Source organism: Enterobacter sp. SENG-6 (assembly GCF_001605945.1).
In the GTDB taxonomy this organism is placed as follows: domain Bacteria; phylum Pseudomonadota; class Gammaproteobacteria; order Enterobacterales; family Enterobacteriaceae; genus Enterobacter; species Enterobacter cloacae.
Map to the genome: position 1 here is coordinate 23548 of NZ_LOMM01000001.1, position 13833 is coordinate 37380.

A 13833-nucleotide genomic window follows, 5' to 3' on the forward strand; every position below is an offset into this window, starting at 1 on the left:
GGCGGGCTTTCTGCACGCATCTACCAATCGTTGTTACACAGTCATTCACTGGGTTAATCGGGAATTTGATAAATGAAAGTAACCCTTAATAAGTTTAAAAAAATAAACCTGGCGTGTGCGATTACTGCCGCGCTCAGCGTATTGATATCCAGCACTGCATATTCAGCAGAACGAGTGAAGCACGTCATCGATATACCGGCAGACGTCAAAACCGCTTCAGGGAAGACGGCACCACAGCCCTACCGTCCGGTCGCGGATGTGACACCGGAACAGGCACAAATTGTGGTTTATTACCCTGAGGGGAGCGTACCCGCGACGATCTACGTCGACCGCGAGCTGCAGTCGGTACTGCTGCCGGGGCAATTTACCGTCCTGTGCGCCGCGCCAGGCGCGCATGCAGTGGAGTCCTGGTTCAACGATCACCCTGCTTATCAGGGGAAACAAAATCCTCTGCAACAGCTCAATGCCGAGAGTGCGCAAACCTATTTTATTCAGGTTAATCCAGGTACGTCAGGAAATACGGCGGCCCTGGAAGAGCGTTCCCGGGCTGAAGCCCTGTTGAGTAAGATGCATAAGCAGACCAAAATTATTAACCGTGCATCGCAGGTAAAAACCTGTGATTACGTTAATAACAGCGGTGTGGTGCTTATTCAGGAGCAAGTCCTGTTCCGCTTTGCGGCAAGTAATGCGGCAGGGATTTTTGCTGAATCCCGCAATAAGCTGGACGAGGTGGTGAAATTCACCAAAAAGGCGAATAACGTCAGTGAGATCCAGATTGTGGGTTATACCGACGCAATTGGTAGCCGTGAGGCTAACCAGCGCCTGTCTGAAGCACGTGCCGATACCGTTCGTTCATTGCTGATCGAGAAAGGGATTAAACCGGAGCTGATCAATAACACGACGGGTAAGGGAATAGCACAAAGCGCTGAAGGCTGCGGTACCTCTGCCAGCCAGCAAGCGGCAGGATGTAACGTCAACAGCCGTCGCGTAGAAATTTTAGTGAAAAGCCACTAAGTCAGCATCGATACAAAAATACGGATTGCGGAGACGCTTTCCGTATTTTTTTTGTGAATAATTTGACGGTGTTATGGAGACACGGGTGACGTGTTAGAGGTGGAGAGGGATTAAGCAGTTTGTGGTTCGTACATCTTAATGTGGGCAATGCTGTAGTACTTTTTCTTTTCTCTGATTATGTCATGGTCAATCGAGGATTTAATGATTTCGCCGCAGGAATAGATTTTCTTTAAAGAGTTAAACCCCAACTGTTTCATTATGCTGTTGCTGTAGGTATAGGTGGTTTTTGGCTTGATGTTATATAAGGTACTGATGTCGTCAATCGTGTAGCCTGAGATCATTAACTTCAGGACACAGAACTCCATGTGCGTCAGTTCGATATGTTTTTTGACGATCCCGCTTTTGCTGGGGTGACGCTGGGTATGCATTTTCCTGACAATTTCATCGTTGGTCAAATTATTGATATTCACGAGACGATGTTTGTAATGCGAGCAGATGCAGGCGAAAAGCTCCGGAAAGATATCCGAGTGGTAAGCGATGATGATCTCTTCAATGGCGTGGAGGTTTGTTTTCTGTTTTAGTGAGATAAGCCACTGAAAGTAGATGATGTTGCTATAAATAGAGTCAGGAAGCACCAGGTACAAGGTAAAAAAACTCTCTTTTTTCATACCTTTTACCCAGTCGTGTAAATGGTGCTGATTATAAAAAGAGAGAATCTCTTCTTTTTTGAACGTATTGGAAAGTAAATGGCGCAATCCGATGTTGCTGAAATGACATCTTGATAATATGACCCGCGACGTATCCATTTTTATCCCTTTGGTTAATGTATTCTGCACGCCTCTTTTGGGTGTAAGATTTGCATGCTAACGATCTTATGATACGGTATGTATATATTTTCATTTTACACGATGTCTCAGGGTTAATATGTGAGAATAGTCCCCGCATAAATGGGAATTGTTTACGTGCCTGATGATTGGACCGCTTTCTATATTAATGATAAGAAAGAGATGTCAGGGGTTAGGATTACTCCACGTCTACAGGACATGCATACTTTTAAGGTTTATCATTTAATCAATTGTGGAATGCCACGCTTCATTCTCTCTGCACCACCATGGGTGATTGATTAATTATAAGGAAATGTCATTTCACCGAAATGGCATAAAGAAAAGTATGAGAAAATTGCCAGCTCTGTTTATTTTCACCACGCTATTTTTACTGGCAGGGTGTCAGATAACCCCCGGAAGCCATATTGATACCGACGGAAAAACGGTTGTCGAAACGCCCGACCCCGATAATATCAATGACGTAAAGGTGAATGTTTACCCCGTTACGCCGGCGCTGATTGAGAAATTACGTGAAAACGTCGTGGTCGCCCACGCCAATGCGGAGCTGAATAAACGACTCGAAGCGTATGAGTACCGTATTGGGGTTGGTGACATCATTATGGTCACGGTGTGGGAACATCCTGAGCTTACCACCCCGTCTGGTCAGTATCGTAGCGCCAGCGATACGGGAAACTGGGTCCATTCAGACGGCACTATTTTTTATCCGTACATCGGGAAAATCCATGTTAAGGATAAAACGGTCACTGAAGTCAGAGAGCTGATTACCGAACATCTGGCGAAATACATTGAGTCCCCACAGGTCGATGTGGGGATTGCCGCGTTTCGCTCTCAGAAAGTGTATGTCTCTGGTGAAGTTAATCAGTCCGGGCAGCAGCCCATCACTAACGTTCCATTGACCATCATTGATGCGGTTAATCTGGCGGGTGGGCTGACTGAAAACGCAGACTGGGGGAATGCTGTTTTAACCCAGGGGGGTAAAAAATCAATCATTTCGCTGCAAGCGCTTATGCAGTATGGCGACCTGCAGCAGAACAGGCTGCTCTATTCCGGCGATATTCTGTATATCCCGCGTAATGATGATTTAAAAGTCTTTGTTATGGGCGATGTGGTGAAGCAAACCACCATGAAAATGGATCGCTCAGGTATGACGCTGACCGAAGCGTTGGGTAATGCGGAGGGCATGAATCAATTAACCAGTGATGCCAGCGGTATTTTTGTGATCCGTTCGGAAAACAAACCGGATGCGTCAAAGGGAAAACAGGCAAATATTTATCAGCTTGATGCCAGGGATGCGACGGCGCTGGTGCTTGGCACCGAATTCAGGCTCAAGCCGTACGATATTGTGTATGTGACGACCGCACCGATTGCGCGCTGGAACAGAGTCATTAATCAGTTAATGCCAACCATTAGTGGTGTCTACAGCCTGACTGAAACGACGCGCTTCATCAGAAACTGGAGTAATTGATATGAATGGCAGGTATCAGTCCATTCTTGTCGTCTGCACAGGCAATATTTGTCGTTCCCCGGTAGGGGAACGCATTTTGCGTTCACGCTTGCCCAATATGATCGTAGATTCCGCCGGGATTGCTGCGTTAACGGGTGAAGCGGCAGATCCCGTAATGGTTAACACTGCACGTGAGAATGGCCTTTCGTTAGAGGGGCATTGTGCCAAACAACTTACACCGCTGATGTGTCGTGAATATGATTTGATTCTGGCCATGGAGCAAAACCATATTGAAGCCGTGACCCGCCTGGCAATGGAAGCCCGGGGAAAGACATTTTTATTCGGATATTGGCTCCAGCAAATGGAAATTCCTGATCCTTATCGTCGGGGTCGAGATATCTCAGGTGTTATTTTTCAACAACTTTTTTCCGCTGCCGAAGAATGGGTCAAGGTTTTCCAGCAGGTTAAATAATCAGGGCTGATTAGAGCATGTTTGACAAACAGATTAGCAATTCGCAAACCGATAATGTTCCGCGGCAGGAGGATATTGACATCGTTCAACTCCTCAAAGTCTTATATTACAGTAAGGTCTGGATAGCGGCGACGACATTACTGTTTATCGCGTTCGGTATCGTTATTGCTTACACCTTAGCGCCGGTCTATAAAAGCGATGCGTTAATTCAGGTTGAGAGAAATGCATCTACGGGGCTGTTGAATAAGCTCTCTACGATGCTGCCTGAAGGTTCCGGGGTCGCTTCAGAATCTGAAATTTCGTTAATTAAATCGCGGATGGTGATCGGTAAAACCGTGCGCGATCTGGGGCTGGATATCTCCGTGACTGAAAAACGCTATCCGTTTGCGAATGGCCTGCTCCTGCGCCTGCTTGGTAAACCCACGGGTAACATTGAGGTTTCAACCTTATCTGTGCCAGAGGAGTTCCTGGACGAAGCGTTGATCCTGACGATAACAGCTGCGGGTGAGTACACCCTGCAGGTCGGCGAGGCCGTTTTGCACGGTAAAGTGGGGGTTCCTCTTCACGCACACGGCATTGATTTTATGATTGAACGTGCCGAACTGACTCAGGACACCGTGTTCATTTTACGTAAGCACAATGAATATTCGGTAATTGATGAGATCAAAAACAATATTGCCGTGGATGGAAAATCCGGTGGCAATGGGATGCTGCATCTGAGCATGACCGGCACCGATCCGGTCATGATCAGCAAAATCCTTGAAACCATCAGCCACAATTATCTTGCCCAGGACGTTGAGCGTAAGTCAGAAGAGGCCAGCAAGAGTCTGGCCTTTGTGAACGAACAATTACTGCAAATCAAAAACAATCTGGTGACGGCAGAAACGAAACTCAATGATTTCAGGAAGAATAATGAGTCGGTGGATTTATCCCTTGAAGCGAAATTCATTTTAGACAATGTAGTGTCCATTGATACCCAACTGAATGAATTAACCTTTAAAGAAGCTGAAATATCAAAGCTCTATAAACGTTCGCATCCGGCTTATAAAGCGCTATCAGAAAAACGTGCGGTACTGCAGGAAGAGAAAGAGAAGCTCAATCAACGTATCAGTACGATGCCGCGGACTCAGCAAGAAATTTTGAGCATGACCCGTGATGTGCAGATGGGAAATGATATCTATATGGTGCTGTTGAATAAGCAGCATGAACTCAATATCAATAAGGCCAGCACGCTGGGCAATGTTCGCATTATTGACAATGCCGTCACGCAGCATAAGCCGATTAAACCGAAAAAAACGTTGATTGTCATCCTGTCGGCGCTGTTGGGCTTCCTGTTCGCCTCCGGTGTGATTCTGCTACGCAACATGTTAATTAAAGGGATCAAACAACCCGCGGAGCTGGAAAAACGGGGCATCCCTGTCCACGCCGTCGTACCGCTGGCACCTGAACTGACAAAGAGCAGACGCTGCCGGGCGATTACCACCTATCAGTCTGATGAGCTGTTAGTGAAATCGTCGCCAACCTCGCTGGCGGTCGAAGCGATAAGAGGGCTGCGGACCAGCCTTCATTTCGCCATGCTGAAGTCAGAAAATAAAATATTAATGATTTCAGGCACCTCTCCGGGGGTAGGTAAATCCTTCGTCAGTTCAAACCTTGCGGTGCTGATGGCGCAGGCCGGCTCACGGGTGCTGCTGATTGATTGCGATCTGAGAAGGGGGTATTTGCACAGCATCTTCTCGCAGTCGGAAGGCCATGCCGGGCTTGCCGATTATCTCTCTGCGAATGCGGCGGTGTCCCAGGTGATAGAAGAGACAGAGTACCAGGGCGTCGATTTCATTGGCCGGGGAAGAATGGTCAATAATCCCGCCGAGCTGTTTATGACGGAGAAATTCCAGACACTCGTTGACGCCTGTTCAGCGCAATACGATGTCATTCTTCTCGATACACCGCCAATTCTGAGCGTTACGGATGCCGCGATTATTGGCCGATTCGCCTCAACGTCTCTGATGGTCGTCAGATTCGAACAGAACTCGGTCCAGGAGGTGGAAGCAGGGCTGCGTCGATTCAATCAAAACGGGATTGCCATCCAGGGGGTCATATTCAACGGCGTTGAAAAACGCGCTTCGGCCACCTATAGCTATGGCGATTACTCATATCAGGAGTAATTCATCTCTCTTCTTATAAGGAATAAGTCTTGACAGGCCGGGAATGTGTAATATTCCTAATGCCTGTGGACTTGTTCCTGGTTAAAAGTTCCCTTTATGTTATGCAGTCTGAATGCTAATTCCAGATAAAAATGCCAGAATTAATATCAAGTAATGCTCTTAAAATCTAAATTAATGAACCATCAGGGAACCACAAGGGGGGATAAACAGTAATCAACGGATGTGAAGTAGTTATTTAGAGTGGTGATGTTATATTTTGAAAAAATGTAATAATTCCGAAATAAAGAGTCGATTAAATGAATAGTAATAAAAATAAAGTCTTTCAACTAGAGTTGAAGTGGCATCCTGTTGCCGCTTCTGTGCTACTCGCTCTGCCAATTGTTGCGCACTCAGCAGAGATCAACATCAAGAACGGCGTGGTTTATACTGCCGGGAATGTGCCTGTCATTAACATTAATAAAGCCAACGATAAGGGGCTTTCTCATAATGTCTATGACAACTTAAACGTTGATAAGAATGGGCTTATCTTCAATAACAGCATGACTGAATCAAATACCGTTCTGGCGGGTAAGATTCAGGGGAACAGTAATCTGACGTCCGGGACGGCGAAAGTCATCCTGAACGAAGTCACGTCTAAAAATGCCTCTGCGATTAACGGCATGATGGAAGTGGCCGGCGATAAAGCCGATTTAATTATTGCTAACCCGAACGGTATTACCATTAACGGTGGCGGCTCCATTAACACCAGTAAACTGACCCTGACAACCGGTACGCCGGATATTCAAAACGATCAGTTAGCCGGTTATTCTGTTAACGGTGGCACCATTACGCTGGGTAAACTGAATAACGCCAGCCCGACGGAAATTTTGTCTCGCAATGTTGTCGTGACCGATAAAGTGACAGCTAACGAGCTGAACGTTGTCGCCGGTAATAACTACGTTAACGCTGCAGGTCAGGTGACCGGTTCAGTAACCGCAGCCGGAACGCGTAATGCCAACAGCATTGACGTTGCTGCACTGGGCGGTATGTATGCCAATAAGATTAACCTCGTCAGCACCGAAAGCGGTGTCGGCGTGCGTAACCAGGGCATTATTGCGGGTGGCATCAACGGCGTAAATATTGACGCTAACGGTCAGTTGCTGAACAACACTGCGCGCATTGAGTCCTCTGGTCAGATCAATATTAAAACCAACGGCGCACTGAGCAACGTCACCGGGGATATTACCTCTGTGGGTACCATCGCGCTGGACACCAATAAAAACAGCCTCAACAACAGCCGTTCAGGCAACATTTCGACAATGGGAGACCTCTATGTTAATAGCGGCGCCATTGATAACACCAACGGCAAAATGGCGGCGGCAGGCATGCTGGCTGCGGATACCAACGGCAACACCTTAACCAACTACGGTAAAGGGAATACTGTCGGTATTGAAGCCGGTATCGTGGCGTTAAAAACCGGTATCCTGAATAACAGCAACGGCCAGATCAAGGGCGGGTATGTGGGTCTTGAATCTGCTGCTGTGAACAACAACAGCGGTTTAGTCGACTCCCTGGGCGATGTGAACGTGGTGAGCGGCGGTAACGTCGATAACAACCGGGGCATGATCCGTTCTGCGGGCGGTTTCACCAAGATTGCCGCGAAAGGTACGATTAACAACGGCGCGACCAAAACCGCAGATACCGCCAGTAATGACTCGTTAGGCATTATCGCTGAGAAGGGCGTGCAGATTGCTGCGAACAGCATCAATAACAACGGTGGGCAGATGGCGTCAAATGGCGATATCTCCCTTGAAAGTGCCGGCGCGATTGATAACTACTCGGGCAAACTGAACTCAAACAGCAAGGTTATTGCCAAAGCGGCCTCTATGCGTAACGACAACGGCGGTGTTGCGGGTCGTACCGGTGTGAGTGCCGCAGTGGGTGGAAACATCACCAACTACATCGGCGTCTTCAGCTCTGAAGAAGGGGATGTTGCCCTGGCATCGAATGCCCTGAACAACCGCGGTGGCTTCATTATGGGACAAAACGTCACCATTAATGCCAACGCAGGGGTGAACAACAACACCGCGTTCATCGTTGCCAGTAAGGTATTGAGCGTCACTGCAGGCGATAACATCGAAAACCGTTACGGTATCGATTTCGGATCCACATTTGGTACCTACTTCGGCATGCCGCAGCAGAACGGCGGGATGGTTGGTAAAGAAGGCGTCTCGCTGTCCGGGAACTATATCTATAACGGCGAAAGCCGCATCATTGCTGAAAATGGCCCGCTTACAATGCAGGCACGAGGCAGCATTGATAACGCGCGTTCGTTGCTGGTCAGCGGCGGGGATGCCTCCATCAAAGCGGGAAGCACCCTGACGAACAACTACGCAACCATCTACAGCATGGGCGACCTGCTGATTGATGCGAACAGCGTGAGCAACTACAGCAACGGTGCGCTGGAAGATAACAACGCGACTGGCGTTATCGCGGCAGATAAAAAACTGACCATGAATGTGAAGAACAGCTTCACCAACTATGGCTGGATCAGCAGCCTCGGTGATGCCATTCTCAATATTCTGAACGGTTCTTTAACTAACCGTAATACGCTCTCCGCTGAGAAGTCTCTGAACGTGTCTGCACAGACCGGGGTTGAAAACCTGAAAGATATCGCCGCGGGCGAGCATCTGGTGGTGAACAGCCAGCGTGGTGTGACCAACAACTCCAACAGCAATATGGTGGGTGATAAGGTCACGATCTCTGCGGTCTATGATATTAACAACCGTGGCAATATCGTGGCTGACAGCAGCCTGGCGATGAGCGCTAAAGGCAATATCTATAACGATCTGAATATGATCAGCTATGGCGACATTGCGTTAAGTGCCAATAACATTGATAACGCCTCGCGTAAAATCAAAGCGGTGGGTGATGTCACGCTGACAGCGGCCGGGAATGTGAGCAACAGCCGCGGCGAAATCAGCTCTGAGACTGGCGATATCACTATCAATGCGGGTGGCACCGTAGATAACTACTACGGCCAGCTCCTGTCCGGTAGCGATATTGCGCTGAAAGCGAACCGTCTGAACAACGACTACGGTCGGGTTGCCGCTTACGGCAATATCGATCTGGCGCTGACGGGGTATTACGACAGCAACCGTGGTTCCGTCCTTTCTCAGACGGGTGATATCAAACTGGCTGCCAACACCGTTGATAACAACAACGGTCTGATTGCCGGTAAGAATGTCACCGTCGAGTCAAAAGGTGCGGTTTACAACAACACTGCGATGATCGTGGCGGACAAAAAGCTCTCCGTGAACGCGGCAGGGAATGTTGAAAACCGTGACGGTAACAACTTCGTACGTAATCATGGCGAAACCTTCGGTGTGACTGGCGATGTGGGTGGCATGATTGGCCGTGAAGGTGTCGCTGTTTCCGGTCAAAACGTCTACAACAACAACAGTAGCATCATCGCTGATAACGGTGCGCTGAGCGTGCTGTCTAAAGGGACGCTGGACAACACCCGCGCTATGCTGGTAAGCGGCGCTGACGCCATCATCAAAGCGGCCGGTACGTTCTATAACAACTATGCCACCACCTACAGTGCAGGCAACCTGGACATCACTGCAGGTACGCTGAACAACTACAGCGATGGCAGCATGGAGAGCAACACGGCGACCGGCGTTATCGCGTCAGATAAGAATCTCAATCTGACGGTTGATAACAACGTCACCAACTACGGTTGGATCAGCGGTAAAGGCGATCTGAACTTCACTATCCTGAAAGGTGCACTGACTAACCGCAATGCAATCTCTTCAGGTAACGCTCTGGCGATTAATGCCCTGAACGGTGTTGAGAACTTTAAAGACATCGTGGGTGTGGCCAGCGCGAAAATTGATACTCAGCGTCATGTTACCAATAATGCCAACGGCAACATCCTTGCACAGAATATCGTGATTAATGCCGGTGCCGACATTAACAACCGCGGTAATATTGTGAGCGATTATACGCTGTCTGTGAAAACAGCAGGGAATATCTATAACTACCTCAATATGCTGACTTATGGCGTTGCGGGTGTCACGGCGAATAACGTGACAAACAGCGGTCAGGATGCAGTATTTGGTGGCTTATACGGTATGGAACTGATTACCAATAAAGTGACCAATACCGGCACGATTGTTGGTATGTAATCTAAAGGTGTAACAAAAGGCAGCAGCTATTGTCTGATAGCGCAAAGTCAGCACGAGACCCTGCTGCCTTTTTTTCTGAGAAAGTGAATGGAACTGCGATTTAAATTTTTACTGTCATTGCTGGTAATGTCGTCTCAAACGTTTGCAGTTGACGATATTAATGCCCTGATTAAACAGCAGCAAAATGCAGATCTAAATACTTTCAAAGAACACAAGGTGTATCGGCAGGATGTTTTCTCCAGCACCGAACGTAAAGTATTTAGACTGGACAAATTACCTGAGGAGAAAAACTGTTTTACCCTTAAAGCACTTGTTCTTGATAATGATTTTTTGAAACGTAAAACCGAAAAGGCGATAAAAAAAGAGATCGTCGGACGCTGCGTGGGCAGCATCGGTGTGGTGAAAATCGCCGCCGCGTTACAGGATTTTTATATCGATGCCGGTTACATCACGACCCGCATTACGATCCCTTCGCAGAATATTTCGTCTGGCACGCTGAAGCTTGACGTCAATGCGGGGAAAATAGAAAAAATTATTGTCGAGCATAATGATATTAATCCATGGATGCTGCCGTTTGCGAAAGAGGACATCCTTAATATTCGCGATATCGAGCAGGGTCTGGAAAACCTGCAGCAAGAACCCGGCGTGGATGTGAAGATCAATATCGAGCCGGGTACAAAGCACGGGTATAGCACCATTCGCATCAGCACCAACCGGGAAAAACAGTGGAGCGTGCGGGCGAGCTATAACAACTGGGGCGATAAAGCGACAGGTGAACACCTGACCTCTGTGGTGGGCTATCTCTATAACATCGCCCGGTTTAGCGATCTGTTTTATCTCGCCGGAACGAAGAGCACAACGGGTCAGTATCAGAGTGTAAGTGGTTACTATGCCTTGCCGGTAGGCTACTGGAACTATTCGCTGTTTTATAGCAGCAGCAAGTCGCGTCAGGCGATACCGCTCTATTACACCACGGTGGATTACGCCGGTAAGAGTGAGTACGGCAGCGTGAAGGCGACGCGCACGGTCTACCGGGATAAAAGCCGGAAGGTGACGGGGAATGCCGAGCTGATCCGTCGAAAAGCCAGCTATACCCTTAATGGCGAGGAACTTGTCTTACAGAAGCGTGACATGGATAACGTCAGGTTTGGCGTGAATTACACGCAGCAGCTGGCAAATGCACACTGGGATTCAACGGTATCCTGGCAGCGTTTTGTCACCTGGTTCGGCGCCGAAAAAACGCCGGATATGGTGTATGGCAATGTCAGTCCCGTCAGTCAGCTGGTGAATGTGGAAAGTCGCTATACCCGACAATTTTCTCAAACTGCCTATAGCGCTTTTTCTGGCGCAATACGCACCGCGTGAGCTGACGCTGCAGGATCAAATGACGATGGGCGATCGCTGGAGCGTGCGCGGGTTTGAAAACAGCGTTGGCCTGACCGGGAACAGCGGGTACTACCTGCAAAATACATTTTATCGCCCGGTGCGAGGAATGAACGCAAACTATTACGTTGGCGTAGATGCCGGTCATATAAGACGGGACAGTGTCTATGGCGAAGAGATTATCGTCGGCAGCACCCTGGGTATTCAGGGGAATGTGAAAAGCCTGGCGTACGATTCATCAGTCTCCATGCCGGTTAAATATCCTGGCAGCATGGACGTGAATAAATTTAATTTTAATCTGAATCTTTCTTATCAGCTTTGAAAGGGAAGCACGATAAATGCGTATCGGCACGGACATTGTGGAAGTTTCGCGCATACAGCGAGCGATAACAAACTGGCAAAGCGATTTTTTACAGCGCGTCTTTACCCCGCAAGAAAATATAAAAATTAACCGGGAAGATCCTAACTATGAGCGCGCATCAGGTTTCTGGGCCGCAAAAGAGGCGGTTGTTAAGGCGCTTGGCTGTGGATATCGCGACGGCATCACCTTTAAGGATATTGAAATAAACCATGACGAATTGGGTTGTCCCCATCTGATTTTCTCCGGGCGAGTCAAAGAGCTGCTTATTGAAAAGCAGATGGCGAATGCCTCGCTCAGTATTTCGCATTGTCAGCACTATGCGACAGCCGTTGTCATACTTTATTAACCTAACTAATTGTGAATATTATGTATCAATATAATGATCTTAAGGAAAAGACGGTTCTGGTCACCGGTGCCAGTGGTGATATTGGCCTGGCGATCTGCGCTAAATTTCTTGACCAGAATTGCGATGTTTATGCGCTGTATAAATCCAATGCCACGCAATTAACGGAACTGAAAGAAACGCATCCGGCAGGAAGCAAGCTCACTGTCATTCAGTGCGATCTCGCCGATGTGCAGAGTGTCACTGCACTCTGTTCACGCCTGACCGAGGAAGCGGGCAAGCTTGATGTGCTGGTTAACAACGCCGGGATTGTAAAAGACAGCCTGTTTGCCTCGATGAGCTTTGATGACTTCAGCCAGGTGGTAGACACCAACCTGTTCAGCATTTTCCGTCTGACGAAAGAAGCCTTAATGCTGCTGCGCTCCGCAGAAAACCCGGCCATCATCAATGTGGCCTCCATTGCGGCCATTATCCCAAGCGTCGGGCAGGCGAACTACAGCGCGTCGAAGGGCGCAATCCTGGGATTCACCCGCACGCTGGCGGCGGAACTGGCGCCGTATGGCGTGCGCGTAAATGCCATCGCGCCGGGGATGATTGAATCCAAAATGGTGAAAAAAGTATCCCGCACGGTGGTGCGTGGCGTAACGGCATCTATTCCATTACGTCGTCTGGGTAAATGCGACGAGGTTGCCAATACCGTCGTTTATCTGGGCTCCACTGCCTCCAGCTACATTGTGGGTCAAACCATCGTTATCGATGGCGGCCTGGTGATGCGGTGATTTATGTCTAAATACGTTATCCCCTCGAAGATCTTTCTGGAAATGGGCGGCTGGCGTCAGCCGCTGCTGATGGTCGACAGAATTGATGACTTCAAATATGGCGAAAATGGCTTTGTGAAGGTGACCAAACACATTACCTACAACGAGCCCTATTTGCTCGGGCATTTCCCTGACGATCCGATCATGCCTGGGGTTATTATTTCTGAGATTTTTGGTCAGGCCAGCGAGTATCTCTCGTTCCTCACCGATATTTGCGATATCTACAACCAGACATACGGCACGGAACTGAAATCGTTACGCGATATTCATGCGCTCATTCAGCGTGACGAGATGCGGGAGATCATTCGCACGCGCCGCGCGCAGGTTCGCGGTGTTCTGGCGGCCCAGAATTTGAAATTTAAAGATATTGCCTACCCAGGTGATTCGATTGAAGTGACCAGCAAGCTGGCATTTTCTGATGCCCATGGCTTTAAGCATTATTCCGTGACGGCTAACGTCGGCAAGCGGTTAATCAGCCATGGCACCATTATTAATTTCCGCGAAACAAAGTAAACCCCTGAGAGAGTTAAAACCATGTCTACAATGAAAAACGAAATTGACCAGCGCAAGGACGTGCTGATGACAATTAAAACTGAGATTATTCAGCGTTTAAATATTCAGCGCGATGAGTCTCAAATTGATGATGATACCGCCCTGTTTGGTAATGGTTTAAAACTGGACTCCGTTGATGCAACGGAAATCGTGGTCATGCTGGATAAAGTTTTCGATATCAAAGTGAGCGAAAGCGATGATCCTTCTTATATGAGAAGTATCAACAATCTGGCGACGTTTATCATCCAGAAGAAAAAAGCTTAATTT

At 48.2% G+C, this 13833-nt stretch carries 12 protein-coding genes; 11 read left to right on the top strand and 1 reads right to left on the bottom strand.

Annotated features, from left to right (window positions below; genetic code table 11):
• The first annotated feature begins 72 nt into the window (after positions 1-72).
• A complete protein-coding gene (locus tag AX755_RS00080) occupies positions 73-1014 on the top strand; it encodes an OmpA family protein (protein WP_023622340.1) in 942 nt (313 codons plus the stop codon).
• 110 nt (positions 1015-1124) lie between these two features.
• On the opposite strand, the gene AX755_RS00085 is transcribed toward AX755_RS00080, so the two are convergent.
• A complete protein-coding gene (locus tag AX755_RS00085; RefSeq protein ID WP_013095695.1) occupies positions 1125-1820 on the bottom strand; it encodes a helix-turn-helix transcriptional regulator in 696 nt (231 codons plus the stop codon).
• Positions 1821-2184: 364 nt separating this feature from the next.
• Between AX755_RS00085 and AX755_RS00090 the strand changes: the two genes are divergently transcribed.
• From AX755_RS00090 to AX755_RS00130, 10 genes are all read left to right on the top strand, one after another.
• Positions 2185-3324, top strand: a complete 1140-nt coding sequence (locus tag AX755_RS00090) for a polysaccharide export protein (RefSeq protein ID WP_013095696.1) — start codon at positions 2185-2187, stop codon at positions 3322-3324.
• Position 3325: 1 nt separating this feature from the next.
• Positions 3326-3775 carry an arsenate reductase/protein-tyrosine-phosphatase family protein gene (locus tag AX755_RS00095; protein ID WP_013095697.1) on the top strand — a complete coding sequence of 150 codons (450 nt, stop codon included), beginning with the start codon at positions 3326-3328 and terminating at the stop codon, positions 3773-3775.
• 17 nt (positions 3776-3792) lie between these two features.
• Positions 3793-5940 (top strand): polysaccharide biosynthesis tyrosine autokinase, encoded by a 2148-nt coding sequence (locus AX755_RS00100; protein ID WP_062856066.1) that lies wholly within the window; start codon positions 3793-3795, stop codon positions 5938-5940.
• A gap of 296 nt (positions 5941-6236) precedes the next feature.
• A complete protein-coding gene (locus AX755_RS00105; RefSeq protein WP_104668921.1) occupies positions 6237-10109 on the top strand; it encodes a two-partner secretion domain-containing protein in 3873 nt (1290 codons plus the stop codon).
• Positions 10110-10439: 330 nt separating this feature from the next.
• The gene (locus AX755_RS00110) at positions 10440-11474 is read left to right on the top strand and encodes a ShlB/FhaC/HecB family hemolysin secretion/activation protein (RefSeq protein WP_269446800.1); all 1035 of its coding nucleotides are present in this window, start codon (positions 10440-10442) and stop codon (positions 11472-11474) included.
• A gap of 19 nt (positions 11475-11493) precedes the next feature.
• Positions 11494-11814, top strand: coding sequence for a ShlB/FhaC/HecB family hemolysin secretion/activation protein (locus AX755_RS25925; protein WP_258858736.1), 321 nt, complete (start codon positions 11494-11496; stop codon positions 11812-11814).
• 16 nt (positions 11815-11830) lie between these two features.
• Positions 11831-12199, top strand: coding sequence for a holo-ACP synthase (gene acpS / locus AX755_RS00115; protein ID WP_014830751.1), 369 nt, complete (start codon positions 11831-11833; stop codon positions 12197-12199).
• A gap of 20 nt (positions 12200-12219) precedes the next feature.
• Positions 12220-12975 carry an SDR family oxidoreductase gene (locus AX755_RS00120; protein WP_062856067.1) on the top strand — a complete coding sequence of 252 codons (756 nt, stop codon included), beginning with the start codon at positions 12220-12222 and terminating at the stop codon, positions 12973-12975.
• A 3-nt stretch (positions 12976-12978) separates the two neighbouring features.
• Positions 12979-13527 carry a 3-hydroxyacyl-ACP dehydratase FabZ family protein gene (locus tag AX755_RS00125; protein ID WP_013095700.1) on the top strand — a complete coding sequence of 183 codons (549 nt, stop codon included), beginning with the start codon at positions 12979-12981 and terminating at the stop codon, positions 13525-13527.
• Positions 13528-13548: 21 nt separating this feature from the next.
• Entirely contained in the window at positions 13549-13830 is a 282-nt protein-coding gene (locus tag AX755_RS00130) for an acyl carrier protein (protein ID WP_013095701.1), read from the top strand.
• Positions 13831-13833: the final 3 nt, after the last annotated feature.

Excerpts from the sequence above, each read along its gene's own strand:
- AX755_RS00095 (WP_013095697.1), top strand. The coding sequence starts at position 3,326 with ATGAATGGCAGGTATCAGTCCATTCTTGTCGTCTGCACAGGCAATATT.
- AX755_RS00085 (WP_013095695.1), bottom strand. The coding sequence starts at position 1,820 with ATGGATACGTCGCGGGTCATATTATCAAGATGTCATTTCAGCAACATC.
- AX755_RS00120 (WP_062856067.1), top strand. The coding sequence starts at position 12,220 with ATGTATCAATATAATGATCTTAAGGAAAAGACGGTTCTGGTCACCGGT.
- AX755_RS00130 (WP_013095701.1), top strand. The coding sequence starts at position 13,549 with ATGTCTACAATGAAAAACGAAATTGACCAGCGCAAGGACGTGCTGATG.
- AX755_RS00100 (WP_062856066.1), top strand. The coding sequence starts at position 3,793 with ATGTTTGACAAACAGATTAGCAATTCGCAAACCGATAATGTTCCGCGG.
- acpS (WP_014830751.1), top strand. The coding sequence starts at position 11,831 with ATGCGTATCGGCACGGACATTGTGGAAGTTTCGCGCATACAGCGAGCG.
- AX755_RS00080 (WP_023622340.1), top strand. The coding sequence starts at position 73 with ATGAAAGTAACCCTTAATAAGTTTAAAAAAATAAACCTGGCGTGTGCG.
- AX755_RS00125 (WP_013095700.1), top strand. The coding sequence starts at position 12,979 with ATGTCTAAATACGTTATCCCCTCGAAGATCTTTCTGGAAATGGGCGGC.
- AX755_RS00090 (WP_013095696.1), top strand. The coding sequence starts at position 2,185 with ATGAGAAAATTGCCAGCTCTGTTTATTTTCACCACGCTATTTTTACTG.
- AX755_RS25925 (WP_258858736.1), top strand. The coding sequence starts at position 11,494 with ATGACGATGGGCGATCGCTGGAGCGTGCGCGGGTTTGAAAACAGCGTT.
- AX755_RS00105 (WP_104668921.1), top strand. The coding sequence starts at position 6,237 with ATGAATAGTAATAAAAATAAAGTCTTTCAACTAGAGTTGAAGTGGCAT.